At 66.2% G+C, this 24,681-nt stretch carries 24 protein-coding genes and 1 tRNA gene; 14 read left to right on the top strand and 11 right to left on the bottom strand.

The annotated features are described in order from the left end of the window. Positions 1-15: 15 nt before the first annotated feature. The 4 genes from M9M90_RS09790 to M9M90_RS09775 all read right to left on the bottom strand — a co-directional run bounded on the left by M9M90_RS09790 (position 16) and on the right by M9M90_RS09775 (position 3,363). Positions 16-1,692 (bottom strand): CocE/NonD family hydrolase, encoded by a 1,677-nt coding sequence (locus M9M90_RS09790; protein WP_254836969.1) that lies wholly within the window; start codon positions 1,690-1,692, stop codon positions 16-18. Positions 1,693-1,771: 79 nt separating this feature from the next. After that, positions 1,772-2,641 (bottom strand): alpha/beta fold hydrolase, encoded by an 870-nt coding sequence (locus M9M90_RS09785; protein WP_254836968.1) that lies wholly within the window; start codon positions 2,639-2,641, stop codon positions 1,772-1,774. A gap of 60 nt (positions 2,642-2,701) precedes the next feature. Continuing rightward, the gene (locus tag M9M90_RS09780) at positions 2,702-3,094 is read right to left on the bottom strand and encodes a hypothetical protein (protein WP_254836967.1); all 393 of its coding nucleotides are present in this window, start codon (positions 3,092-3,094) and stop codon (positions 2,702-2,704) included. Between the two features lie 179 nt (positions 3,095-3,273). Further along, positions 3,274-3,363: transfer RNA gene (locus M9M90_RS09775), tRNA-Ser, on the bottom strand. Between the two features lie 609 nt (positions 3,364-3,972). Between M9M90_RS09775 and M9M90_RS09770 the strand changes: the two genes are divergently transcribed. From M9M90_RS09770 to M9M90_RS09760, 3 genes are all read left to right on the top strand, one after another. Then, entirely contained in the window at positions 3,973-5,769 is a 1,797-nt protein-coding gene (locus tag M9M90_RS09770; protein ID WP_254836966.1) for an ATP-binding protein, read from the top strand. Positions 5,770-6,267: 498 nt separating this feature from the next. Further along, the gene (locus tag M9M90_RS09765; protein WP_254836965.1) at positions 6,268-6,798 is read left to right on the top strand and encodes a hypothetical protein; all 531 of its coding nucleotides are present in this window, start codon (positions 6,268-6,270) and stop codon (positions 6,796-6,798) included. A 756-nt stretch (positions 6,799-7,554) separates the two neighbouring features. After that, positions 7,555-7,767: a hypothetical protein gene (locus M9M90_RS09760; protein WP_254836964.1), complete on the top strand. Its 213-nt coding sequence runs from the start codon at positions 7,555-7,557 to the stop codon at positions 7,765-7,767. Positions 7,768-7,910: 143 nt separating this feature from the next. On the opposite strand, the gene M9M90_RS09755 is transcribed toward M9M90_RS09760, so the two are convergent. Continuing rightward, complete coding sequence (locus M9M90_RS09755) at positions 7,911-8,567, bottom strand: recombinase family protein (RefSeq protein ID WP_254836963.1); 657 nt, start codon at positions 8,565-8,567, stop codon at positions 7,911-7,913. 251 nt (positions 8,568-8,818) lie between these two features. On the opposite strand from M9M90_RS09755, the gene M9M90_RS09750 reads away from it, so the two are divergent. The 4 genes from M9M90_RS09750 (at position 8,819) to M9M90_RS09735 (ending at position 12,618) form a co-directional block, all read left to right on the top strand. Further along, entirely contained in the window at positions 8,819-9,415 is a 597-nt protein-coding gene (locus M9M90_RS09750) for a hypothetical protein (RefSeq protein ID WP_254836962.1), read from the top strand. 217 nt (positions 9,416-9,632) lie between these two features. Further along, positions 9,633-10,148 carry a hypothetical protein gene (locus tag M9M90_RS09745; protein ID WP_254836961.1) on the top strand — a complete coding sequence of 172 codons (516 nt, stop codon included), beginning with the start codon at positions 9,633-9,635 and terminating at the stop codon, positions 10,146-10,148. Positions 10,149-10,581: 433 nt separating this feature from the next. Next, positions 10,582-11,628, top strand: coding sequence for a tyrosine-type recombinase/integrase (locus tag M9M90_RS09740; protein WP_254836960.1), 1,047 nt, complete (start codon positions 10,582-10,584; stop codon positions 11,626-11,628). Positions 11,629-12,327: 699 nt separating this feature from the next. Continuing rightward, the gene (locus M9M90_RS09735; RefSeq protein ID WP_254836959.1) at positions 12,328-12,618 is read left to right on the top strand and encodes a hypothetical protein; all 291 of its coding nucleotides are present in this window, start codon (positions 12,328-12,330) and stop codon (positions 12,616-12,618) included. 68 nt (positions 12,619-12,686) lie between these two features. Here M9M90_RS09735 and M9M90_RS09730 read toward each other — a convergent pair whose 3' ends face one another. Then, a complete protein-coding gene (locus tag M9M90_RS09730) occupies positions 12,687-13,325 on the bottom strand; it encodes a PEPxxWA-CTERM sorting domain-containing protein (protein ID WP_254836958.1) in 639 nt (212 codons plus the stop codon). A 167-nt stretch (positions 13,326-13,492) separates the two neighbouring features. On the opposite strand from M9M90_RS09730, the gene M9M90_RS21145 reads away from it, so the two are divergent. The 4 genes from M9M90_RS21145 to M9M90_RS09715 all read left to right on the top strand — a co-directional run bounded on the left by M9M90_RS21145 (position 13,493) and on the right by M9M90_RS09715 (position 17,606). Next, on the top strand, positions 13,493-13,627 hold the full coding sequence (locus tag M9M90_RS21145; RefSeq protein ID WP_256549245.1) for a hypothetical protein: 135 nt from the start codon (positions 13,493-13,495) through the stop codon (positions 13,625-13,627). A gap of 128 nt (positions 13,628-13,755) precedes the next feature. Further along, positions 13,756-15,219 carry an exopolysaccharide biosynthesis polyprenyl glycosylphosphotransferase gene (locus M9M90_RS09725; protein WP_254836957.1) on the top strand — a complete coding sequence of 488 codons (1,464 nt, stop codon included), beginning with the start codon at positions 13,756-13,758 and terminating at the stop codon, positions 15,217-15,219. A 15-nt stretch (positions 15,220-15,234) separates the two neighbouring features. Then, positions 15,235-16,680, top strand: coding sequence for a polysaccharide biosynthesis C-terminal domain-containing protein (locus M9M90_RS09720; RefSeq protein WP_254836956.1), 1,446 nt, complete (start codon positions 15,235-15,237; stop codon positions 16,678-16,680). Continuing rightward, positions 16,677-17,606, top strand: coding sequence for a glycosyltransferase family 2 protein (locus tag M9M90_RS09715; RefSeq protein WP_254836955.1), 930 nt, complete (start codon positions 16,677-16,679; stop codon positions 17,604-17,606). Before M9M90_RS09720 ends, M9M90_RS09715 begins: the two co-directional genes overlap by 4 nt. Here M9M90_RS09715 and M9M90_RS09710 read toward each other — a convergent pair. After that, positions 17,603-18,304, bottom strand: coding sequence for a sugar kinase (locus tag M9M90_RS09710; RefSeq protein ID WP_254836954.1), 702 nt, complete (start codon positions 18,302-18,304; stop codon positions 17,603-17,605). The two genes, M9M90_RS09715 and M9M90_RS09710, sit on opposite strands and share 4 nt — an antisense overlap. Before the next feature lie 67 nt (positions 18,305-18,371). Continuing rightward, entirely contained in the window at positions 18,372-19,835 is a 1,464-nt protein-coding gene (locus tag M9M90_RS09705) for a lipopolysaccharide biosynthesis protein (RefSeq protein ID WP_254836953.1), read from the bottom strand. A gap of 122 nt (positions 19,836-19,957) precedes the next feature. Between M9M90_RS09705 and M9M90_RS09700 the strand changes: the two genes are divergently transcribed. Continuing rightward, positions 19,958-20,719, top strand: coding sequence for a polysaccharide biosynthesis/export family protein (locus M9M90_RS09700; RefSeq protein ID WP_254836952.1), 762 nt, complete (start codon positions 19,958-19,960; stop codon positions 20,717-20,719). 57 nt (positions 20,720-20,776) lie between these two features. Here the strand turns inward: M9M90_RS09700 and M9M90_RS09695 are convergent, their stop codons facing one another. The 3 genes from M9M90_RS09695 to M9M90_RS09685 form a co-directional block, all read right to left on the bottom strand. Continuing rightward, entirely contained in the window at positions 20,777-21,046 is a 270-nt protein-coding gene (locus tag M9M90_RS09695) for a sel1 repeat family protein (protein WP_254836951.1), read from the bottom strand. Positions 21,047-21,256: 210 nt separating this feature from the next. Then, positions 21,257-21,790 (bottom strand): GNAT family N-acetyltransferase, encoded by a 534-nt coding sequence (locus M9M90_RS09690; RefSeq protein WP_254836950.1) that lies wholly within the window; start codon positions 21,788-21,790, stop codon positions 21,257-21,259. Between the two features lie 2 nt (positions 21,791-21,792). Further along, on the bottom strand, positions 21,793-22,518 hold the full coding sequence (locus M9M90_RS09685; protein ID WP_254836949.1) for a glutathione S-transferase N-terminal domain-containing protein: 726 nt from the start codon (positions 22,516-22,518) through the stop codon (positions 21,793-21,795). A 154-nt stretch (positions 22,519-22,672) separates the two neighbouring features. Between M9M90_RS09685 and M9M90_RS09680 the strand changes: the two genes are divergently transcribed. Continuing rightward, positions 22,673-23,170, top strand: coding sequence for an RcnB family protein (locus M9M90_RS09680; protein ID WP_254836948.1), 498 nt, complete (start codon positions 22,673-22,675; stop codon positions 23,168-23,170). A gap of 123 nt (positions 23,171-23,293) precedes the next feature. Next, positions 23,294-24,637 carry a cytochrome P450 gene (locus M9M90_RS09675; protein WP_254836947.1) on the top strand — a complete coding sequence of 448 codons (1,344 nt, stop codon included), beginning with the start codon at positions 23,294-23,296 and terminating at the stop codon, positions 24,635-24,637. Positions 24,638-24,681 lie beyond the last annotated feature (44 nt).

The raw sequence follows: 24,681 nt of genomic DNA, 5'->3' as shown, positions 1-24,681 counted from the left end.
TCAAGCCCTCAGGCCTCAGTCCTCCGGATAGATCACCGGCAGCACCAGGGCCGAGGGGTGGGCGGCGTCGTGATAGACGCTGTTGACCGCCACGCGAGGCTTCAGCCTGGCCCCCTTCGGCGCCTCGCCGGTATTGGGGTTCACCTCGAAGCGCGGGCTGTTGGACGAGGTGATGTGCAGGGCGATGCGGTGTCCCTTCTCGAAGGTGATCGCCGTCCCCCACAGGTCGATGACCAGCTCTTCCGGCGCGTTCGGCGTCATCGGCTTGATGTCGTCGGTCATGCGCCCGTTGCGGAACCGGGCGCGGACCGGGGCGTCCAGAACAATGGCCTCGTAGCCGTCGGGATAGACGTCGACCAGCTTGGCCATGAAGTCGGTGTCGGCGCCGTCGGTGGCGGCGTTGAGTTCCACCCTCACGGGCCCGGCGATCACCAGGTCCTTGTCCAGCACGGGGGTCTGGAAGCGCAGATAGTCCTGGCGCTCCGGGATGGCCCGCTGGTCCATCGGGCCGCGGTCGAAGGTCAGATTTGCGCCGCCCACGGTCTCGACAGGCTTGGCGGGATCGAAGCGATAGGTGGTCTTCGAGGCCTCCGCGGTCGGCGGCGCAGGGCTCAGGCCCTTGTCGGCGGTGAGGTAGTAGCGGATCTCGCGGTGGGCCGGCGGCCAGTTGGCCGAGGTCATCATCCGGTTCTTCGGCGAGGGAGCGCCCTTCCGGGCCGAGGCCATCATGAAGTAGCTGACCGGGGGCTCGTCCATGATCCCGTTCGGCGCGCCCTTCAGCCAATGGTCGAACCAGCGGAGTTCCTGGTCGCCGGCGCTCTTGAGCGCCTGCTCATAGGCCGGATAGGCAAGGTCGCCGGAGAGCTCGCCGTGACCGAAGGGGCCCATCAGGACCTTCTGATTGCCCCGGGCGCCCTTGGCGCCATGGTTCTGCAGCCAGGCGAAGTTGCCCGTCGCGCCTTCGCTGAAGATGTCGTACCAGCCGCCGACATTGAACATCGGGATGCGGATGTACTTGCGTTTGGCGCTCATCGAACCGCGGTTCCAGAACACGTCGTCGCCGATCCGCGCGCGGCTGGCCTCGATGACCTTGTCCTCGACGCCCTGCTCCCTCAGCCAGCCGCTGGTGTCCTTCTCCTTCGGGACGCCGCCCGGCGCGCGGTACTCGCCCAGGTCGCTCGGCGCGACCACGACATAGGCCGCCTTGAGGGCCGGGTGCGCCGCCATGGCGGCGGCGTTGCCGGTGATGCCGAGCGCCGAGCCGCCGGTGATCCCCACCTTGCCGTTGCTCCAGGGCTGGGCGGCGATCCACTCCAGGGTGTCGTAGCCGTCCTCGATGTCGTTCTCGAAGGCGAGATACGCGCCTTCCGAACGTCCCTTGCCGCGCGTGTCCTGGACGACGAACACGTAGCCGGCGTCGGTGTAGCGCTTGGCCTGGCTGGCCAGTTGGGCTGGGGCGTTCTCGCGATCCTTGGGGCCGTCCTTCAGATACGGCGTGCGCGAGATGATCACCGGCCAGGGTCCCTTCCCCGTCGGCTTGAACACATTGGCCGCCAGCTTCACGCCGTCGCGCATGGCGGCGAACTCCTCCACCGCACCGGAAATCGCGGAGGGTCCGGACTGGGCGGCCACAGGCCCCGCGGCCAACGCCAGGGCAAGCGCCGTCGTCAGCGCCAAGTGCTTGAATTTCATCGTGATCGTTCCCCCGCGGGCGTCGTGGCGTCCGCAAAATCGATTGGTTTGCAATATAGAATCTATATTGGCGCCGGTCCTAGAGACCCGCCACCCGCTTGAGCCATGCCAGCAGTTCGGCGATGACCTCGTCGCGGTTGATCTCGTTCAGCATCTCATGCCGCCCGTCCGGATAAATCTTGACGGTGACGTCGGTCAGGCCCGCGGCGGCGTAGCGGTCGGTGAGCGGCTTGAGGAGCGCCAGGTCCTGGTTGATGGGATCCTTATCGCCGACGAACACATAGATTGGGAGGTCCTTGGGAATCTTGGCGATCTCCGCCTCGTCGCGCAGCCGCGCCGAAACCCGGGCGAAGCTCGCCTCCGAGCCCGGCTTCCGAGAGAACCCGCAAAGGGGGTCGGCGATATAGGCGTCCACCTCCGCCTCGTCGCGCGACAGCCAGTCGTAGGGCGTGCGCGGCTTGGCGCCTTCGATCGCGATCTCATCCAATCGCTTGGGCGCCGAGGTGCGGTCCCCGAAGGCCGCGGTTCCGGAGAGCACCAAGCCGTCGATCCAACGGGCGTGATCGAAGACATAGGCCTGGGCGAAGAACGAACCCAGGCTGTGGCCGAGCAGGATGGTCGGCAGATCCTCCCCCTCCGACTTCCGGGCCCTTGAGGTCAGGAGCATCAGGTCGGTGATGATCTCCTCCGCTCCGTTCTCGCCGAAGTCGCCCAAGGCTTCGGGCGAGCCGGCCGTCTGCCCGTGCCCCCGGTGGTCGTCGGCATAGACGACAAATCCCGCGGCCATCATGGGCTCAAGGGGGAGTTTGTAACGCCCGGCATGCTCGCCCATGCCGTGAGCGACCTGGAGAATGGCCCGCGGCGTTGCGCCCTTAGCCGCCCAGCGAAAGGCGGCGATGTTCGCACCATCGCCGCCCGCATAGTTGAAGCGTTCCTCGTCGATTTCCATCGGACCCTCCCGCGCTCTGGCGGCGCGCCAGTCCGGCATAGCGCGGTGAGGATGCGAGGACTAGGCGAGCCGCGCCGAACGGCGCAGGCCCATGAACTGGAGCTCGGCGAAGACGGCGACCGCCAGGGCTTGGCCGATGACGAAGGCGTAGCCGACCGGCGTCGGTTTCGCCCAGCCCAGCGCCAGCAGCATCAGGCTCTCGAAAGCCCAGATGGCGTTGCCGACGATCACCAGCCAGGCCACGGCGCCGGGAAGGCTGGCGCGCGCGGCCAGGAAGCCGACGAAGGCCGCATAGGCGATCAGGAAGTATCCCGCCGGCTCCGTCAGGGCGGCTTGCAGGCCAGTGAGGCTCTCGAGCGTGGCGCCGCCGAAGGCAAGCAGGACGCCGACCGCTCCGCTGGCGACGGCGTCGGCGGCGAAAGCGCGGCGGAGGAACGGGGACGAGGCGATCATGGGTGGCTCCCTTGGCTTGGCCCGGGGGGCGTCCCAGGCGTGAGCCGAAAGTGCCGATCTCCACGAGCAGGGTCGATTACGCCCCAGGTAATGGCGCTGATGTCGCAGGCCGGCAGGGTCGGCTCGCTGTCGAGCGCCGTCAGGAAGCCGATGAGGCGGTCCGCTCGCGGCTTGGAAAGTGGCGGTGACGCAGGGATTCGAACCCTGGATACGCTTTCACGTATGACGATTTAGCAAACCGTTGCCTTCAGCCACTCGGCCACGTCACCATTTTGATTTCGTTGGGGTTTTCTCCCCACCCGCCGGTCAGTTTACAGCCGGTTTACAGCGGCCGTGCCTGACGTGTTCCAAGCGGGACGCCTTCCATAGCGAAAGAGGCGCGGCAGGGCAACGCGGTCATGCCTAAAGCCGGACATTCCGAATGGCCCCAATGGGTGGAATGCGGCCATCGGCTCCACGCCCGAGAGGAGACGTCGGTAATTCAGCCCGTGTGCGGACGCAGCCGACGTCGGCAATGGGTGGGGAGCGGAACCTCCTCCTCGCCCGCGCACCATGTTCCGAGGCTGTGGGCCAAGTGTGCTTGAACGACAGCTGTCCCGCCCTGCTCAGGCTGAACAGATGAAAGAGGATTGAGGTGTTCCAGGCTAACTTTGGACCCCCGCAAGGGAAGGGGGAATGCGCCCGACGACGCCCGGCCCATCAGCAGAGCTTCCAACGGTCGCAGGAGGGTGGATTGCCGCACTCGACGCGGGCGGCCCAGGGAAGACGACCTCGATGCCGAGACATATCGGCACAGTATTGCACTCCGGTTTGACAGCTAAGCCAATCTTAAGTCTTTCAGCCTCAAGTCTGGCAAAGTTCTCGGGGGAACAAGAGCCATGGCTCGAACAGAGTCGGCAGGACTTGCGCCGCGCAGAAAGCTGGACTCCGAGATCCATCTCTTCGTGGTCTCGAACCGCAACTTCACTAACCGGGCGATCCATTTCGCCGCCACGGCCATCGGCGCACTGGCGTTCGCACCGGCGACCTGGGTGGCGCTGTGGCTGGGCGCGATCATCGGCGCGATGGTGACGGGCGGTTGGCTCAGCCGAAAGGTCGAGACCTGGACTCCGCAAACGCGAGCTGAAGTGGCCTTCCCGTCGCTGTTGGCGGTCACGACGGTGAATTCCGCCTTCTACTGCGTCGGCGCCGTCGCGTTGTGGCACTCGGGAAGCGAATTCGCGCGCATGTTCGCGGTGGTCATCCTGACCATCTGCCTCGTCTACGCACTGATGCAATACTATGCCAGCCCGCGGCTGTTCTACATCGTCTCGACGCCGTACATGGCGGGCCTAGCCTACATCCTGGCGGGCGCCGTCATCGAACACGCGCCGAGTGGTGGGATGCTGGTCGTGCTGGCGGCGGCCTGTGCGGCGGCGGCGATGGGCAACCTGATCCTCACCTCCCGGCGAAACCTCTCCAGCTCGCGGGCGGCGCTGCGGGAAGCGCGGCGGCTGGCCACGGAGCGCGAGCACGCCGCGGCCACAGCCAACCAGGCTAAGTCGACGTTCCTGGCGACGATGAGCCACGAAATTCGGACGCCGCTGAACGGCGTTCTGGGAATGGCCCAGGCGATGGCGGCTGGCCCCCTGGCGGAGGAGCAGCGCGAACGCCTGAAGGTCATCACCCTCTCGGGGACCACGCTGCTGGCGGTCCTCAACGACATCCTCGACTTCTCGAAGATGGAGGCGGGCAAGCTGGAGCTGGAGTCCTCCGAGTTCGACCTGGCCCAGCAGGTGGAAGCGGTGCGCGCCACCTTCGCCGCCCTCGCTGAAGGCAAGGGCGTCAGCTTGACCTGTGAGGTCGCGCCGCAAACGCAGGGCATCTATCTAGGCGATGCCGTACGGGTGCGTCAGATCCTCTCGAACCTCGTCTCCAACGCCATCAAGTTCACCCGCGAGGGCAGCGTCACCGTCACCGCCGAAGCGGCAGGCGAGGGCGCCCTGCGGCTGAAAGTGTGCGACACGGGCATCGGCGTCGCGCCGGAGGCGTTGGAGCGGTTGTTCGAAGAGTTCGTGCAGGCCGACGCCTCCACCACGCGGCGGTTCGGTGGGACGGGCCTCGGCCTCTCGATCAGCCGACGGCTGGCGCAGGGCATGGGGGGCGGCATCGAGGCGACCAGCACCCCTGCACACGGGACCACCTTCGTCGTCACGTTGGCCCTGCCGCGCCTGCGCGACGCCGAGACCGAAGCCGAGGAGGCCACCGTTCCGGTCGAGGCCGAGCTCTCGGCGGTGCGGGTGCTCGCGGCCGAGGACAACGTGGTCAACCAACTGGTGCTGACGACGTTGCTGGGCCAGGTGGGCGTCGAGGTAACCGTCGTCGGCAATGGCCGCGAGGCCGTGGCGGCCTGGGCGAACGGGGCCTGGGACGTGATCCTGATGGACGTGCAGATGCCGGAGATGGACGGACTGGAGGCGACGCGTACGATCCGCTCCCGCGAGGCCGCCGAGGGCCGCGCCCGCACACCGATCATCGCGCTGACGGCAGACGCGATGACCCATCATGTCGACAGCTATCGACATGCCGGCATGGACGCTTTCGTCCCCAAACCGATCGAGGCGATGCGGCTCTTCACAGCGCTGCAGGAGGCGCTAGCGTCGCCTGCGGAGGCGCCCTTGGCGGCCACGGGCTGATCAAGCTCCTTGGCTTGCCCGGTCTGAGGACGCTGTCGAGGGTGCGGCCTGACGTTTTCGCGAAGCGGGACTGGGCAGCGCTGAAAATATCGGGTCGCAAGGTGGCCGACCTCCCATCCGCGTTGGGTCGAGGCTGTGTGAAAACGCAACTGACCCGCTTTTCCGCGCAATGATTTACCCGATGACGGGACGTGAGAGCCCAGCTCGGCAAGATGGCATCGCTTCACCCCCCGCGAGCGGTCGGATGTTCTGCGGGGTTGACGATCACGCCCTGTATTTCTTGAAATTGAGACTGCGACGTAGCGCCGTCTTTCTATTGCGAGGAGCAAGCCTGAACTCGATCCGCAAAGCGGACCTACCGAACGCCCGCAATGGGTCGAAACCGGTCGCAGTTGGTTTCCAACCTCCGCTTTCGACCCTTAGCGGACGGCCAATCGGTCCGCTTGTCGCCCACAGGTATCGGGCTAGGTTGTTCGGATGATCGGTCTTGAGGAAAGGATGGAGATGATGACCCGCAACGTCATCATGGCGGCCATCCATCACGATCTCTGGTCGCTCCACATTCATAAAACGACGTGGGACGCCACAGAAACTTATCGCGAAACGATGATTGACCTATGGGCAGCTAACAGCTTGGCCCATCGCTACTCGTTCTATGTGAGGGCTGCGGCCGCCTATGCGCAGGGCCCTAAGGTCAACGGCATTCCCAGGCTGATGCGGGAGTGCCGGGGGAAGCTGTCGCCAGAGGCTGCAGTCCGGCTAACTGCGCTGTTCGCCGAAGCCAAGCCTCTCGCCGATAAGATCGAAGGACTGCGGAACACTGTATACGCCCATCAGTCAGCGCGCATGCGGGTTGAGGAGGCGTATGCCGAAGCGCGGATCAGCTTGGATATGGCTCAACGGCTGATGGTGATTTCCATCGACATCATGAACGAGATGCGCGCGGCTGTAGGCCTGGGCGCAACCGAAGTCAGCAGGTCGCACATCGATCAGTTCGAGCGCACGATGGCGGCCATCGCCAAATTCTGAAGTACCGCTCCCCACCCACATCAGCGGTTCGCCTCGTCTGATCTCGGGCTCGAAGTCAACATGATGGTCGAACGGCTGATTGGCGCCATCAGCGGACCTTGGCTCTGGGCCGACGAGCAGACATTCCACCTATCGCACACCGGCGTACGGTCCTCGGCTCCGCCCGGCGCTGGGCACGAGGCTACCGCCAACCAAACCAAGCTAGCCTGGGTCGCCACATACGGTCCTGACCACAGCCCGGGCACTCTCGGGGTGGCAACTCTTTCACCAGGTGTACTTTTGTGCGGCCCACTTGGAGAACTGGGATTCCACAAGTTCTGCAACGCAGCCAATCGGTTAACGAACACACCACTAGAAAACTGAAGAGCATAGTGGCCCTCAGCCACCACGAAAGGCCTTCGGTCCACAGCGCTCCCGTGGCCAGCATGGCTGCTACCAGCAAGAGACCGTATGCCCAGGCCATAGGTGAAGGATGCCACCAGCTAGGTGGCGCCGCAACGTCCGGATGCACCCCAGCCACCGCCATGGCGCGACGAATAGGGGGACCGGATTGCGCCACAAGCCGACCTTGCCTCCCGGCCGGAAAGCGGACCCTACCGAAGGTCGCCTTGCGGGCAGGATAGTGACGCCTGAATCCGACCCTTGGCGGACATTCGGGTCGTCGTTCCCAGGTCCGGTTCTTTTGATCAATATCATCGACGGGCCACTGCCATTCGGCGCATTGCCCAATGGTCGACTTCCGGTGGGAGGTAGAGTATGGCGGCTTATCGCATCGTGCTGCTGTCGCCCGATGAAACCGGACACGAAGAGCGCATGATCGAGTGCGCGCATGATGACGAAGCAATCGACAAGGCGGGCTGGCTTGATCACCCTCACGCCATCGACCTCTGGCAGCAAGATCGTCACGTCGCTCGATTTCCGCCATCGCCGCCGCCGCCGATACCCCCTGGTGGCCGGCTAAGGAGGTAGCAGAGAGGAACGTCGGCCGGATAGCGGCCGAACCTCTGCTGGCGGGCGATGTCCGCTTCCCACCCATCGCAGACGTTCGCGACGTCGCTCTCAGGAACTAAGGCCGAGCGTCGGCTGTCGGGTGTGGTGTCGGCGAAGCGGACCTACCGACGCAGCCTTTTAAGGGCGCGGTGGGTGTTGGCGGCATGCCAGCCGGCGCCGCCGGGCGATGGGATTCCCCGCTCGTTCAAGGCGGCGGCTATGCCGCGCACGCTCAAGCCCTCGTCCCTAAGGGCATTAAGGTCAGCCGCGATGGGCTGGAGGCGTTCCGCCGCGACTGCCTTGTTGCGCAGCGCTAGGTTCGCACCGTTGCGGCCAAGCACCTGTCCCCTGGCCTTCGCTGCTGCAAGCGCTGCCTTGGTCCGCTCTGAGATCATTTCGCGTTCGTGCTCGGCGACCGCCGCAAGGATGTGCAGTGTCAGGCGATTGGCCGTCGGGTTGTCCACGGCGATGAAGTCCACCCCCGCCTCCATAAGCTGAGCAATAAAGGCCACGTTCCGGGCAAGCCGGTCGAGCTTGGCGATGACAAGCGTCGCCTTGTGCTTTTTGGCGTGCTCCAGCGCTGCTCGCAGTTGAGGCCGCTTCGCTAGAGCGTTCGAGCCCTTGCCGGTTTCGGTCTCCGTGAACTCGGCTAGCAGCTGCCAATGCCCGCCATTGAGGTAGGTGGCCACTGCCTCGCGCTGCGCGTCGAGACCGAGCCCCGAGCGGCCCTGCTTTTCCGTGCTCACCCGGTAGTAGGCGACGAACCGACCCTCTGCCACTGTGTGCTCCGTTCACAAGTATACGCTCCTTTACCTGTGAACGGCCCACTTTGCATCGGTTATTTTTCCCGCAGCGATGGCTATGGCGCTTTGCGAACAAAACGGATACATTTCCAACGGGTTAACGCGCCCGCACTACCGCCAATGAGTGGAGGCTCTATCCTTTAGTGGCCCAAACCGCAGTAGATGCCGCCAACAACGCCCCCCAACGCCCGCTGACAGGCACAAAACCACGAGGTCGCCCCCCGTCCGTGGTCGGCGCACCAACCCACCGAAAACGCCATGAACATATCCAGACCAACGACGCCGACAACCTTGCGGCCGCGCTAAACTTCACACGCCAGCTCGAACGGGAACCCAACCTGTTCATCACGATCCAATGGAAGCATGCCGAGTGCCCGATCCCCGTCGCGACGCGCACCCAACGGTTCCTCAACCTTGCAGGCACTTGGCTAAAGCGCGCGACAGGCGCTCCCGCCGTTTGGGCCTACGCCCGTGAGGTAGGAAGGCTAAAAGGCGAGCACCTGCATCTCGTGATCCACGTCCCGCCGCGCCATTCGGCCGCCTTCAAGCGAGCCGCGTTCGGCTGGATCGAAATGGAAGCCACAGGTGAAGTGCGGGCTTCCGCGGCCCGCATAATGCCCATTACCAAAGGCACCCTCAGCAGCGACCTGAAGAGATACTTGCTGAAAGAGGGTACGGACGAGGTCCGAACGGCTCACTGGGTACCCAACACCGCCAAGTATCGACGCACGGGCGGCGTGGTGCTCGGGAAACGCATCAAAGTGAGCCATTCCATTGGTCCAACGGCCCGCCGCCGCCCCCTGGATGACTCAGGACACCCCTGAATGCCAACCCGCTACCCCGGGTAGCCCGGAGGCACGATTCGAGACTCCACAGGCCCGCTAGGGCCTCGATTGGCCCCACCCCAACGGCCACGCCCCCCCGTTTGAATTAACGCGAGTTAGCCAAAGGATTTCGGAAAATATGGGAGGGCACAGCTCTGGACGCCCACGGGAACGAAACCGAGGAACGGTAAACGCCGCACTCCGCCTCGATATCAGAATGATGCGTCGCCAAGGACGCCTACGGCCGGGAGCTATTACCGCCGGCCCGCAAAGCTGGTCATGGGCGGCGACCGGCGAAGAAAGCGGGAGCGTCAACATCTCCGTTGATCTCTCGAACCCCGACGCCGGGCTGGTCATCGTCACCTCTTGTCTGAACGGCGTTCCGCAGGAGCAGAGCATCCAGCTGGCGTGGCGCCCTATGACCTTTGGCGGCCGCAGGTACTATTTCATCTGCCCCAGGCAGAGCCGCTGGTGCGAAGTCTTGCCAATGTCAGGTGGCGTGTTTGCATCCCGGCAAGCCCATAAGCTGACCTACCAGTCTCAGTCGGAAGACCGGCTTGGACGACTGCGTGACCGTGCGCTGAGGCTTGAGCGGCGCGTGCTCGGCAAGGGCAGTCCCAAACCACGCGGCCAAAATCGGCGGCGGCTGTTGGATGAATGGTGCCGGGCTGACAGCGCATTCGAGACGCTGTTTGCGACGACCGTAACGCGCCGGTGGGGCCACCTTCTGTAGCGACACCCACTGCTCAAGGCTTACGCGCGTCCGTGTTTAGACGGCTAGGCGCGCCCGCAATAAAACGGGGAACAACGGGGAAAATGGCGGGACGGCCGACCTGTGCCTTGCAAGTCACGCGGTATAATATCTGTGGGAAATCAATAGCTAAGCCTTGCTAGCGGGCAGTAAGGCGTTAGACTCAACGACGTGAAAGCACAAAATACTGTCGGCACTTCAAGTATCTGCCCTCGGCTTTTGACCACCATCGAGGCCCGCCTCTATCTCGGCGGCTGCAATCCAGCGTCTTTCATTAGCCCGACCAAGATCGGGGGCCGAGTCCGCTGGGACCGACTCCTACTCGACCACAAACTTGACCGCTCATCGTGTTTGGAGTCCAAGATTCCGACAGATGATGACCCAGACACCGCGTTCCTCGACTGGAAAGGCCGTGATGGCACCCCTGCCCGGCGTCCATAGGGTTCGCAAGGTCCTGGCCGATGGGGTGGCCGAGTACTGGTACGCATGGCGCGGCGGGCCACGCATCCTCTCAGCGCGGGCACTGACCGAGAGAGCGCTGAGCCTACGCGTAGCGGCCGCCAGCATTGAAGCATCGCGCCTCTTTCACGAGCACACTGAACGGCGCAGCCCGAACGCTGACGGCTTTGTCGCGGGGCTGATCTACGCCTGGCAAGAGAGTGCCGAGTTCGCGCTTTTTTCGCCGCGCACGAAAAAGGATCTCCGAAAGCACCTCGGCACCGTCCGCGACAAATTTGGAGGCATGCCTGTTCGAGCAATGGCGTCTCGCCACTTCCGACGCGAAGTCATGGAGTGGCGTGGGGAACATGCGCGGACACCATGCACGGCCGACCAGCTTGTCAGTGCTCTTGTGCAGCTGATGAAATGGGCCCGCGAAGCTGGGAAAAGCGACGCGGAGTTCGGCCCGTGGACCCGCCTCTACCGGGTGGATAGGTCGAGCATAATCTGGGAGCCCCACGAGCTTGAGGCGCTATGCAAACACGCCACGCCGGAACTCAAGCGCGCGGCGCTTCTCGCCGCTTTCACCGGTCTCCGAAAAGGCGATCTTCTCAAGCTGACCTGGGCGGACGTAGGCACCGAAGCGATCACGCGCACCACCGCGAAGCGTAGGCGCGTTGTTCACATACCCCTGACGACTGAGGTGAAATCAATCCTTGCAAGCTGTCCGCGTGTCTCGCCGGTGGTGCTTACTGACCGAACCGGCAAGCCTTGGAAGGCACCTACGCTGGAAAAGCAGTTCGGACTCGCGCGCAATGCCGCCGGTGTTGTCGGAAAGCGCTGGCATGACCTGCGAGGCACCTACGCGACATCGCTCGTCCGCGCCGGGGTAGAGACACCCCAATTGGCTCGGATAATGGGGTGGGGCAAGGAAACCGCAGAGGCCGTGGCGACCCGCTACGTGGGTAGTGAGACGGTAGCGCTAGCAGCGCTTGAGCGCCTAAAGGCTGGATCATCGAAATGAAATAAGGCCCAAGAAATCATCTACGATCGGTCTTGCAAACTAGCAAGCCGCTGTACTGTGCCCTCCGCGTGCACTTATATCCACACTGGTAATCTGGAATAGGCGCGGAGGAATCTTCCTCGCTTCCCTCGGGCGGTGTCCAGTTTTGAGTAAGGCGTTCCATCTCTGCTATTGCAGCAGATTGGCACTGCTCAAAGGTGCTGAAGTGTCCGATGATGTTGCCTGCTACCTCGTCGGGGATGTTTTCTCTGTCGGGGTAGACAAAAGCGGCCCAGTTCGACTGCTGGGAGCAGCTCGCTACCAAAACGAGGGTTAGAACAACGGCCCAGGGACGTCGCATCGGCGCACTCTGTGGAACCACGCACTCAGAACGGCTCAGTTTACCGCCGCGAGCTAAGGCCTTGAAATGCATAGGGCCAATTCGGCAGCGGTTTACAGGACATGTCATTGAAAAAACGACTGTTCAGCCGGTTTAGCAAACCGTTGCCTTCAGCCACTCGGCCACGTCACCATCTGATTTGGTTCGGGTTTTCTCCCGACCCGGCGGCGGAGCGGCGAGCGGCTGGAACGTCCCGCCCGCATGCCCTTCCGAAGGGACGGTTCTAATAGCCGAAGCTTTCCGGGCGGGCAACGCGGGGATGGGAAAATCCCCGCCAAGCGTGGCATTGCGCCGACTCTCGCGCGAGGCGACAATCTCGTGTGACGCGTGCATCCGCCACCGCCCGCGAGGGGGCCGAGGCCCTCAGCGACAGACTGAACGCCCGCCTGGACGAGCTCGCCTTGGCCGGGCGCTCGGCGCTGAAGATCGACGCCTCCATCGAGGACATCGCGCGACTGTTCGTCGAGTTGGGCGAGGATGCGATCCTGATGGATTGCGACCCCAAGCGCGACGTGGCCTGGTACCGCGATTGCGAGCTGCGCGCCTCGGCGGTCCCGGGCGTTCGGGTGGTGGCGGACGACGGCCGGGATCCCAGCCGCTTCGAGGTCTGAGCTCCACCAGACACGAAAACGCCGCCGGTCATCGACCGGCGGCGCGTCCCTAAGCAAACGAACGGGATCTAGGCGAAGGCCAGGGCCTGACGACGACGCTGGTTGCGCACGGCGCCCCCGACGGCGCCGAAGCCGATGATCATCATCGCCCAGGTGGCCGGTTCCGGCACGGCCGAGACGTCGTAGCGGACCTGGCCGAACGCGAAGTTGGTGGTCGAGGAGACCACGGCCTTGTCGAACGTGCCCGAGGCCGCCATCAGGCGAGCGCCGGCGCTGCCGTTGGCCACACGGTTGACGGTGCCCTGCAGCACGCCGCCCAGATAGTAGTCGATCTGGAAATTGTGGGCCGAGAAGGGGTTGGGCTCAGCTTCGAAGCCGAACACCGACAGCACCTTGTCCGATTGGAAGGTGATGGTGGTCAGACCGCCGGTGTAGACGATCTTCGGATTGGCGCCTTCGGTGTCCGGCGGCGAGCCCCAGGTCGACCAGCTGCCGCTGACGCTGCGGACTTCGCCCGCGTCGAAGGTCAGGCTGACGATGCCGTCGGTCAGGCCCGAGATGGGCGTGAAGTCGCCGCCAGTGATGGCCAGCAGGGTCGTGCCGGAGGTGTAGGCCAGATCCGGCGTGGTGATTTGAGTCACCGCAGCAGAGGCCGGTTGGGCGGCGAGGATGACCAGGCCGGCGGTAAGCAAGGCGAACTGTTTCATTGCGGCACTCCGTTGTTCGTTGACGATCGGCCTCCGCAAGTGAGGCGCCACGTCGCCGCATTTCGGCCACGTTCCTACCCGGGATGCGCGCCTCTCACACGCTATACGCGCGAATTGATTGAGTAATTGCGGTGAATTCGTTTACCGAACCGCGTTATGCTGGCCTCATGTCACGGTTGCCGGTCACCTATGAGCCGCCGACGAAGCCCCCCAGTTCCGGGCTGACCCCCACGCGCCTGTTCCTGGCGCTGCTGCTCGCGGCGTCCTTCGTCCTCCTCGGCTGGGTCCTGACGGCCACTTGAGAGAACGCGCAGCGTTAACCGGTCGCTGAGGCGTGGCGTGGCAAGCTAAAGCCTGATCCCGCCGCTTCCGCTGGTAAGCCATGTCCTCCGTCGTCAAACTCGAACGCGCGCCCGCTCCGGATGAGCCCGTGGACGACACGATCAGCCCTGCCGACGACATGTGGGGCGAGCGCCGCGGTCCCTTGCGGCCTGAACGCCTGTCGCCCACACGCACCCGACTCTCGGGCCGGATGCTGACCCGGTTCTTCCAGGCCGGCGACGGCCTGGCGTTGATCGGCGCGGCCCTGGTCGCCCAGTCGCTGTCAGGCGCACCGGGCGTCTCCATGCTCCACAGCGCCGCGGGCCTGGCGGTCTTCATCAGCCTGCAGTTGTTCGACACCTACCGCCTGGGTCGTACTGAAGACCTGGCCATGCACCTGATGCGGGTCACCGTCGCCGTCGCCGTAGGCGCGGCCGCCTGTTTCGCCGTCGCCGCCCCGTTCACCGCCCTGCCGGCGCTCGCCGAGGCGCTCGGCTTGTGGGCGCCGTTGGGCATACTGGCCATGGCGCTGGCCCACGCCATCTGGTGGCTAAACGTGCGCCGCTGGCGGGCCAACGGCCGGCTGACCCCCAATATCGTCATCGTCGGCGCCACCGGCGCGGCTGAACGCCTGATCAGCGCCGTGCTGAAGAACCGCGAAGCCAACGTGCTGGGCATCTTCGACGACCGCGCCGCGCGCGCGCCTAAGCGGCTGCGCGACGTGCCGGTGCTGGGCGACACGCAGGCCCTGCTGGACCACCGGATCATGCCCTATGTGGACCGGATCGTGGTCACCGTGCCGTCTGGCGCACGCGACCGGGTCCGGGCCTTGCTGGCCCGCCTGGAGGTCCTGCCCAACGAGATCACCCTGCTGCTCGACCGCAACGGCGCGGCTGACGAGGCCGTCGCCATCGGCCGCATCGCCGACCTGCCCCTGACCCGGATCTCCGGCGCCCAGGTGGATCACGGCAAGGCGCTCGCCAAGCGGGTGCAGGACCTGGTCATCGGAACCGTGGCCCTGCTCGTCTTCGGGCCCCTGATGGTGTTCGTGGCCGCCGCCGTGCGCATGGACAGCCCCGGCCCCGCCCTGTTCAGACAGCGCCGCCACGGCTTCAACAACGAAGAGATCGTGGTCTGGAAGTTCCGCTCCATGCGGGTCGAGGTCGCCGACGCCAAGGCCGCGCGCCAGATCACCGCCGACGACGACCGGGTCACCCGGGTGGGCCGCTTCATCCGCAAGACCAGCCTCGACGAGCTGCCGCAGATCTTCAACGTGCTGATGGGCGAGATGTCCCTGGTCGGCCCCCGGCCTCACGCCATCGGCATGAAGACCGGCGACGTGGAGAGCCATCGCCTGGTCGCCGAGTACGCCCATCGCCACCGTATGAAGCCCGGCATGACGGGCTGGGCGGCCATCCACGGTTCGCGCGGCGCCATCGACACGCCCGACCTGGTCAAGCAGCGGGTGTCGCTGGACGTGGAGTATATCGAGCGCCAGTCCTTCTGGCTCGACCTCTACATCATGATGATGACCGTGCCCTGCCTGCTGGGCGACTCCGAAACCGTTCGGTAGCGGGAGGCCAGGGCGATGTTCTGGCGCGGCGTGCTCGGCTACCTGCCGGTCAATATCGTCCAGGGGCTGGTGGGCCTGCTCACCATCGTCCTCTTCACCCGCGTCCTGACGCCGGGCCAGTTCGGCGACTATGCGCTGGGCCTCTCGGTCATGACCCTGGCCCACACTGCGATATTCACCTGGAATGAGGCGGCGGTCGGCAGGTTCTGGGCCGGCGAGTCCCTGCGCAACGGCGGGGCGGACCACGCGGCCACCGTTCATCGCGCCTGGCTGGGCCTGCTGGCCGTCGTTCCGCTGGCGGTGCTGGCCGCGGTTCTCTGGCCGATGGGCCCGTCCCTCAAGCTCGCGGTGATCGCGGGTCTCGTCGCCCTGGTCCCTCGCACCTTCGCCAAGCTCGGCCAGGAACGCCGCCGGGCGGCGGGGGAGGTCGGCGGCTCGGCCCGCCTCGAACTGATCCAGACCCTCGGCGGCTTCGGTTTCGGCGCGGCGCTTGCCTATGCCGGATTCGGCGGCGCGGCCCCCCTGATGGGCTTCGGCCTCGCCGCCCTCGTGGCCGCGGCGATCTGCGCCCGACCGGAATTGGCCAAGGCCAAGGGCGGCCGCTTCGAGTCCGCCCGGCTGCGCGAGCACGTGGCCTATGGGGTTCCCCTGGCGGCCTCGTTGATCCTGACCGTGGTTCTGTCGACCACCGACCGCTTCCTGCTGGCGGCCTTCCTCGATAACGCCGCCGTGGCCGTCTATCACGCAGGCTACAGTCTCTCGAACCGCACCCTCGACGTGGCCTTCATCTGGCTGGGCGCGGCCGGCGCCCCGGCCATGGTGATGGCCCTGGAGCGCGGCGGGCGCGAGGCGCTGGCGAGCGCCGCCCGCGAACAGTTCTCGGTCATGCTCCTGCTCACCCTGCCGGCCGCCGTGGGCCTGGCCCTGGTGGCGCGTCCCCTGGCCGAGTTGATGATCGGTCCGGCCATGGCGGCGGGCGCGGCCCAGGTAACGCCGTTGATCGCGCTCGGCGGGCTGCTGGCGGGCCTCAACACCTACTACTTCTCGGAGGCCTTCGTCCTGGGACGGCGCAGCGGCCTGGCCCTGTGGGCGATGGCGGTTCCGGCGGTGGCCAATCTCGGCCTCAACCTGCTGCTCATCCCCCGGTTCGGGATCGAAGGCGCGCTGTGGTCCACGGTGCTCAGCTACGCCCTCGGCGTGGCCGTGGCGATCGTCATGGCCCGCAAGGTCATGCCCCTGCCCGTTCCCTGGCGCGTCCTGGGCGAGGCCCTCGGCGCCGCGGCCGTCATGGCCCTGGTCGTGAGCCGCATCCCGGACCTGGGCGGATTGCCGGAACTGACGCTGAAGGCCGCGGCCGGCGGCGCCACCTATGGCGCGATCGTCTTCGCCCTCGACGCAGGCCGTTTGCGCAGCCGCGCCCTGGCGATCCTCCAGGCCCGACGAGCCGGGAGCGCGGCATGACCGCCCCAGACGAAACCGTGCACGACAACGCCACCTGGGCCACGCGCTCAACTGAGCTGTCGATCCTGATCCCGTTCAAGGGCGACGACCCGACACCGCTGCTCGCGGCGCTGGGCCGCGAGGCCTGTGACGTCGAGCTGGTGGTTCTGGACGACGGCACCGGCGACGACGTCCTGGCGGCGCGGGTCACCGAGGCGATTACGGCCCTGCCCTTCCCCGCACGCTTCGTGCGCCTGGCGCGCAATGTCGGCCGCGCCAAGGGCCGCAACCGCCTGGTCGCTCATGCCCGCGCCGGCCGCTTCCTGTTCCTGGACAGCGACATGCTGCCCGACGGCCGGCATTTCCTTCGCGATTGGCTGGGCGTGGTCGCCCGCCAGAACCCGCCGGTGGCGTTCGGCGGCTTTTCCCTGCACCAGACCCCGCTGAAGCCCCTCCACGCCCTGCACCGGGCCATGGCCTCGCACTCGGACTGCCTGACCGCCGACTGCCGGGCGCGCAATCCCGCCAAGCACGTCTTCACCTCGAACCTGCTGGTCCGCCGCGACGTCTTCGAGAGCGAGGCCTTCGACGAAGGTTTCGCCGGCTGGGGCTGGGAGGACGTGGAATGGGGCATGCGGGTGGCCCGCCGCTGGCCGATCCTGCACGTCGACAACACCGCCACGCACCTGGGCCTCGACACCGCCCCGGCCATGGCCGCCAAGTACGAGCAGTCGGCAGCCAACTTCGCCCGCGTCATCGCCGCCCACCCGGCGGTGGTCTCCACCTATCCCAGCTACAAGGTGGCCAAGGTGCTGAAATACGCACCCCTGCGCGGCCTTTGGCGGCCGGCGCTCAAGCTCTACGCCCTGATCGAGGGCGCGCCGATCAAGACCCGGGCCTTCGCCATGCGGCTCTATCGCGCGGCGCTGTACGTAGAGGCGGTCTAGGGCAGGATCGCCTTCAGGAAAGCCGGGCGCTCCACGGTGCCACGGTTGAAGAACAGGCCGGCGACATTGCCGCCTGCCCCATTGATCGCATCGCGCAATTTGGCCGGCGCTCGAACGTCGGGCTCGTCGGCGGCCACCACCAGCACCGTCTGGTCCATGAACGGCGCCACGGTCAGCACCGCCTGGGAGCGCTCGGGTGACGGAGCGTCGACGATGATCACGTCGGCGAACTTCCGCAGGGCGTTCCAATAGTCGCCGGTGGGCAGGACGTGGACCGTCTGGCCGCCCTTCAGCGCATCGCGACGGAACCGGGTCACCCAGAACCTCGCGGCGCCGACCCGGTGGGCGACTAGGTAGCGGGCGTTGGGCCAAGGCTGGCCGTCGGCCTGGCGCAGCGGCGGCTGGACGGTGAAGAAGATCGATCCGTCGGGGGTGGCCGCGGCGGGCTCGCTCAGCTTGCCATAGCGCTCCGCGCCCTGGGCGATGGACACGTGCTGCGGCGAGGCCAGGAGGTCGAGATCCACCAGCCAGACCGAGCGTCCGGCGCGTTTGGCGGCGTGCAGGGCCAACTCCCGGGCGACGGTGGAGGCGCCCTCGCCGCGCCGGGCGGCGGTGACCTGGATCACCCGCGCACGGCCGGCCGCTGGAGCGCCAAGCGACGCCCAGAGTTCAGCCATCTCGGCGCTAAGGTCCAACATTTCTCGAATCGCCGCACGCGCAGTTTGCCGAAGCTAACCCAAACTCAGGCCGAACATACCACGGGCTCTACCGGGCCTTGAGCGGGGCCGCGGCCAGGACCGGCAGGTCCAGGGTGCGCGAGGCCGATTGGGCGGTCGGCAGGCCCGGGCGCGTGAACATCCGCAGCAGGCCGGCGCTCAGGGCCGTGAAGCCCGCGAACAGGAAGGCCAGGATCACGGCGGGCTTGCGCAGGCTCTTGCCCTTGGTCGGCGGGGTGGCGCGGGCGACGATGCGGATGTTGTCGTTGGTCCGCGAGGCGATCTCCTGCGCCGCGCGGCTCTGCTCTTCCTTGACCGAGAAGTCGCGCACATTGGCCTGCAGCACGTCACGGTCGAGGCTGAGCTCCTGGAACTTGGGCTCCAGTTCGGCGAACTTGAGCCGCCGCTGGGTGACCTGCTCGATCTGAGAGATCAGCTCGGCCTGGGACTGGCGCAGGGCGTTGACCTCGGCGGTGAGCTGGATCTTCTCGGTCTGCACCGTTTGATAGACCGGATTGACCCCGAAGCGGCGCGCGCCCTCGGCAAGGGTGCGGCCGGCGGCGATGCCGGCCTCGAGTTGAGCTATCTGGGCGTCCAGTTCCTGCACCGGCCGGGCGTCGGCGCGGTAGCGCGACAGCAGGTCCTCGCGCTGGATCTTCAGGGCGACAAGCTTCTCGCCCGGCGCGCTGGAGACGTCGCGATAGAGCCCGACCTCCGGGGCGATCTGACCGAACTGGCTCGATAGGGTCGCCAGGCGGCCGATGCGGTCCTGAAGCTGGGCGTCGGTCTGGTATTTCTGCTGCTCGATCTGAGCCTGGAGCTGCGACAGCGAGGCCTTCTCGGCCACGAAGTCCCCGATCCGGTTGTTGTTGAGGAAGTCCTCATAGGCCACGTCGGCCTGGGCCAGCCGGGTTTCGAAGTTGCGGCGCTGCTGCTCCAGGGCCGGTGAGTTGGGATCGCTCAGCACCGCACGGCGGTAGATCAGGTATTCCTCGAGCAGGGTGTTGAGGATCAGGGCCGCGGCCTCGGGATCTTCATGGGTGAAGCTCACCCGGATGATCGGGGTTTGGGGCGCGGTCTCGATCTTCAGGCTGGATTCGATGCTGCGCACCGCCGAGCTCATGATCTTGCGCTTCTCCTCGGGCCCGGCGGAAGCATACTTGGCCGCCAGCTTGGGATAGGTGCGCGACAGGCCCAGCTTCTCGACGACCCGCAGCTTCAGCTGGCTGGCGCCGAGGATGGCGGTTTCCGACTGGATCACCTGGTCGGAGTCGAGCACGGCGCCGCGGCCGGCGTCGCCGGCCCGGGGCTCGTAGACATATTCCTGTCCCAGGCGGACCAGCACGCTGGACTGGGCCGGATAGGTGGTCTTCAGGGTGAGCGCGGCCCCGACCCCGACGATGAAGATGATCAGGAAGATCGCCGCCATCAGATAGCGCTCGCGCCACAGCAGGGTCGCGAAGTCCGACATGGCGTAGCGAGGCCGCGCGGCCCAGTCGGCCCGCGGCGGCACGTCGTGCGACCTAGCTGTCCAAGAGCCCGGCGCGGCCATAGAATCCCGTTCCCACCAACTGTTGTGGACCCTGGCGGCGCGCGATTAACACTCCGTTACCCATTCTCCTTAACCTTTAGGCCATGCGCTCCCGAACGCCCCTCGCGCTCGCCCTGATCGCCGCCACGAGCCTCGCGCTCGGCGGTTGCGGCATGCCGCGTATTCCCAGGATGGACCTGCTCGGAAGGACCGACGAGCCCGCGCCGGCGCGTGGCCAGGCCTTCAGTGACATCCCCTACGCCAATTGGAGCGATTACGAGCCGGACTACCGGTTCTATCCCGGCGACGAGATCGAGGTCTCGCTCCCCTCGGCGCCGGAGCTGAACAAGACGGTGACGGTGCAGCCCGACGGGCGGATCGCCCTGCCCTTGATCTCGACGGTAATGGCCGCGGACCGTACGATTCCCGAACTGCAGGCCACGCTCACCGAGGCCTATTCGCGTCAGTTGCTACGGCCCGAGGTCGATGTGGTCGCCAGGGCCGCGCCGCTGAAGGTGTTCGTGGGCGGCGAGGTGGGCACGCCGGGAATGTTCGACCTGACCGGCGATTCCGACGCCCTGCGCGCGGTTATCCAGGCCGGGGACTTCAAGACCAGCGCCGACCGCAGCCGGGTGATCATCATCCGTCGCGGCCCGGACGGCCGGGCCATGATGCGGCGGGCGAATCTGTATCGGGGTCTGAAAAGCGGCGACTCGGACGTCGTCCCCCTGCGCCGGTTCGACATCGTCTATGTGCCGCGCAGCGGTGTGGCCGAGGCCTCGCTGTTCATCCAGCAGTACTTCCGGGACCTGTCGCCGGTGCAGTTCGGCTTCAACTACGCCCTGGGCGACCGGGTCATAAACTGACGCGCGGCGCCGGCGGAACGGCCCGCCGGCCCGAAACTCGGCTCGCGCGGACGGCGATCAGCCGTGGGCGAGCCATTCGCGGGCCTGGCGCTGGGCCTCGGCGACCTCGTCGGAAGCCATCTCCTGGCTCAGTTCCTTGCGGTAGACCTTGGCTTCGATCGAGCCGCGCATGGCCGCCAGATTGAACAGCATGTGGGCCGACACGTAGTCCAGCGGCGCGCCGCCTTGGCCGGTCGAATAGAGCAGCCCCATCTTGAACAGTTCGTCGCCCGAGGCGTCCGCGCTCGGCAACGGCAGGCCTTCGGTGCATTCCACGCTCGCAAGCATGAGTTCGATTCCCTCTCCCCGACCGGCGCGGATCCATTCTGGAACCGCATCCGATCATCCTGAGAGGTAGGAAAGTCGATGCGCGCTAAACATAAGGTTAATTGCAGCGATTGTGAGATTCTGTCGCGCTCATTTGTACTATTCGTAGGTTTTACTGATGGGAAAATTTCATATCCGGAACCTTAATCCGGCCAGCCGTCCGGCCGCCGACTATTCCAGCGACTTGCCCATCCGCACCAGGGGGACGACCACGCCGTTGACCGGCGCCGAGGCGGTGCGCTCGATCTCCTTGAAACCGGAGGCCTTGTAGAGCGGCTCGCCCGCCAGTGTCGCCATGAGCTCGGCCCGGCCATAGCCCTCTGCCCGGGCGGCGGCCTCGCAAAGGCCCAGGATCATCCGCCCCACCCCGCGCCGGGCGAAGGCGGGATGGGTATACATGGCCCGCACCCGGGCGGCGTCACAGGCGGGGTCCAGCAGGGCCGAGTCGCGCAAGGACTCGCTGTGGTCCCCGCCATAGAGGGTGGCGCGGCGGCTCCAGCCGCCGCAGCCGGCCAGGACGCCGTCCTCCTCAACGATGAAATAGGTGCGATCGGCGATCAGTTGGGTGTCCAGGCCCATGACCGCCCGGCTGGCGACGATCTCGGCGGGACCGAGGAAACTCCGCTGCAGATCGTCGATCGCCAGGGCCATGAGGGCCCGCAGCGCCGGCAGGTCCGCCTCGGTGGCCAGCCGGCTGGTCAGCATGGCTAGCGCGCCCGCTGCCCGAACAACACCTTGCGGGCCTCCTCAGCCTCCTTGGTCGGGGCGCCCAGGTTGCGGCTGGTGATGGCCTTTCCGGCCTCAGCGCTTCGCTGCACGGCCTCACGCGCGGCGATGCGGTCGTACCAGGCGTTCACGTTCGGGAACTGGTCCAGGACGATCCCCTGCATCTTCCAGGGCGCGACCCAGGGAAAGGCGGCCATGTCGGCTATGGAATAGTCTCCGGCCACGAAGTCGCGGCCTTCCAGGCGCTTGTCCAGCACGCCGTAGAGTCGCTCAGTCTCGTTGGTGTAGCGGATCGCGCCATAGGCCACCTGTCGCTGGTCGGCGATCATCGAGGGCGCATAGCCGCGGAAGTGGTGGGTTTGGCCCGCCATCGGCCCCAGGCCCGCCATCTGCCACATCAGCCATTCCTCGACCTCGGCGCGGTTGCGCTCGTCGCGGCCGTAGAACATGCCGGTCTTGCGGCCGAGATACTGCAGGATGGCGCCCGACTCGAAGACCGAGATCGGCTTGCCGTCCGGTCCCTCGGGATCGACGATGGCCGGCATGCGGTTGTTGGGGCTGATGGCCAGGAACTCGGGCTTGAACTGCGCGCCGGCCCCGATGTTGATCGGGATGAGCTTGTAAGGGAGTCCCATCTCCTCCAGGGCGATGGTGATCTTGTAGCCGTTGGGCGTCGGCCAGAAGTAGACGTCGATCGGTTCGGCCATGTGTTCTCTCCCTGGCGCCTGCACGGGTTCATACATGGCCGATGCGGCGGCGAGCGCAACCGTGAGCCTGACAGTTCCGTTCAGGTCGAGTTCAGGCAGCGTTAGTCATGGTTAGCGCCTGGGACACCAAACCTTCCGACAGGAGGTCATCGCCATGAAGCGCCTTTTACTCAGCCTAGCGGTCGCCGCCGCCGTCGCAGGCCCCATCGCGGCCAGCGCCACCTCCGCCTATGCGGATGACCGTGGGCGGCGCGATCACCGCGAGGACCGTTGGGACAACCGCCGTGACGGCGGCCGCTGGGACCGCCGTGACGACCGCTGGGATCGGCGCGACGATCGCAGGGACCACCGCCAAGGCGGCTACAGCAACTGGGATCGCGGTCGCCACAACGGCTACTACTACAACAACCGCTGGTACTACGGCCCCCCGCCCCAGGCCTATTACGGCAACCCCTATTATCGCCCGGGCTACGCCGCCTGGCGCCGGGGTTCGCACCTGCCACCGTACTATCGGACCTATGTCATCCAGGACTATCACCGCTACCACCTGCGCCAGCCGCCACGCGGCTATGCCTGGTACCGAGTCGGCGACGATTACCTACTGGCCGCCCTGGCCAGCGGCGTGATCTTCGACATCATCGCCAACAACTAAGTCGAACCCCAGCCCCGGAGCCCCGCTCCGGGGCGCCTCGCTGCGGCGGGCGCCGTGGGGTCAGGCTTTCGGCCGTCGGAAAAGCCGATATCCTTGCGTGATCGAGACGCCGGGAGCATCGCCGTGGATCTCATCAGCAACACCTATCTGGAAGGCCGCATCGGCCCGACCCATCCGGTCGTCTATCCGCCGCTGCCCGGCGTGGACCTGGCCGACGCCCGAACCTTCACCGGCGGTCAGCCCTTCGACGCCTATGCGCGCCTGCGCCGCGACGCGCCGGTGATGTGGCACCCCGAGCCAAGAGGCGGCCCCGGGTTCTGGGTGGTGTCCCGCCACGCCGACGTGATGACCGTGGACGCGGACCCGCTGACCTTCTCGTCCCAGCGCGGCGGCATCCTGATGGGATACGGCGAGCCGGGGGGCCGCCACGGCCAGCTTCACCGCGCCAGTCTCGACGCCATGATCAACCTGGACGGCCCGCCGCACATGGCCCTGCGCCGCGAGCACATGCCTTACTTCACGCCGGCCTATCTGCGCGGCCTGACCGACAGGGTTTCAGCTGAAGTGACCCGGCTGCTGAACGACATGGCGAAGAAGGGCCGCTGCGACCTGGTCTCGAACTTCTCGGCCCAGCTGCCGCTCTACACCCTGTGCGAGATCCTGGGCGTGCCCGAGGCTGACCGCCCGAAGTTCCTCGGCTGGATGCATTTCCTGGAACTGGCCCAGAACATCGCCGGCGAGCAGTCCGGCGAAGCTTCGTTCGACCCGGACAACCTGCCGCCGGAGGTCCAGGCCTTCATCGACGCCTTCAACGCCAACGTCTCGGAGATGTTCGAGTACGGACGGGTCATGCTGCACAAGCGTCGGCTCGACCCGCAGCCGGACCTGATGTCCGCCATCGCCCGCGCCCAGGTGGACGGGGAATTGCTCTCCGACGAGTTCCTGGATGGCTCCTGGCTGCTGATCGTCTTCGCGGGCAACGACACCACCCGCAACACGCTCTCGGGCGCCATGAAGCTGCTGACCGAGTTCCCGGACCAGAAGGCCCGGCTGATCGCCGATCCGTCGTTGCTCCCGAACGCGGCCAACGAGTTCATCCGCATGGTGAGCCCGGTGATCTACATGCGGCGCACCGCCACCCGCGACGTCGAGCTGGCCGGCCAGACAATCGCCGAAGGTGAGAAGGTCATCATGTACTACGGCGCGGCCAACCGCGACGACGCAGTGTTCGCCGACCCCGACCGCCTCGACGTCGGGCGCGCCAACGCCGACAAGCACATCGCCTTCGGCTATGGCCCCCACGTCTGCATCGGCAAGCGGGTGGCGCAGATCCAGCTCGAGGAGGCCTACCGCCAGATCCTGGCGCGCTTCCCCGACATCAGGTGGACGGGCGAGATCGACATTGCGCCCAACAACTTCGTCCACGCCATCCGGCAGTTGGGGGTGGAGTTTACGCCGGAGCGGTAGCGCCTAGATCCTCCCCTTCTGGGGGAGGTGGCGCGTCGCCCCCT

The organism is Phenylobacterium sp. LH3H17 (assembly GCF_024298925.1).
Classification (GTDB): domain Bacteria; phylum Pseudomonadota; class Alphaproteobacteria; order Caulobacterales; family Caulobacteraceae; genus Phenylobacterium.
This window is presented reverse-complemented; position numbering and strand designations above follow the sequence as displayed.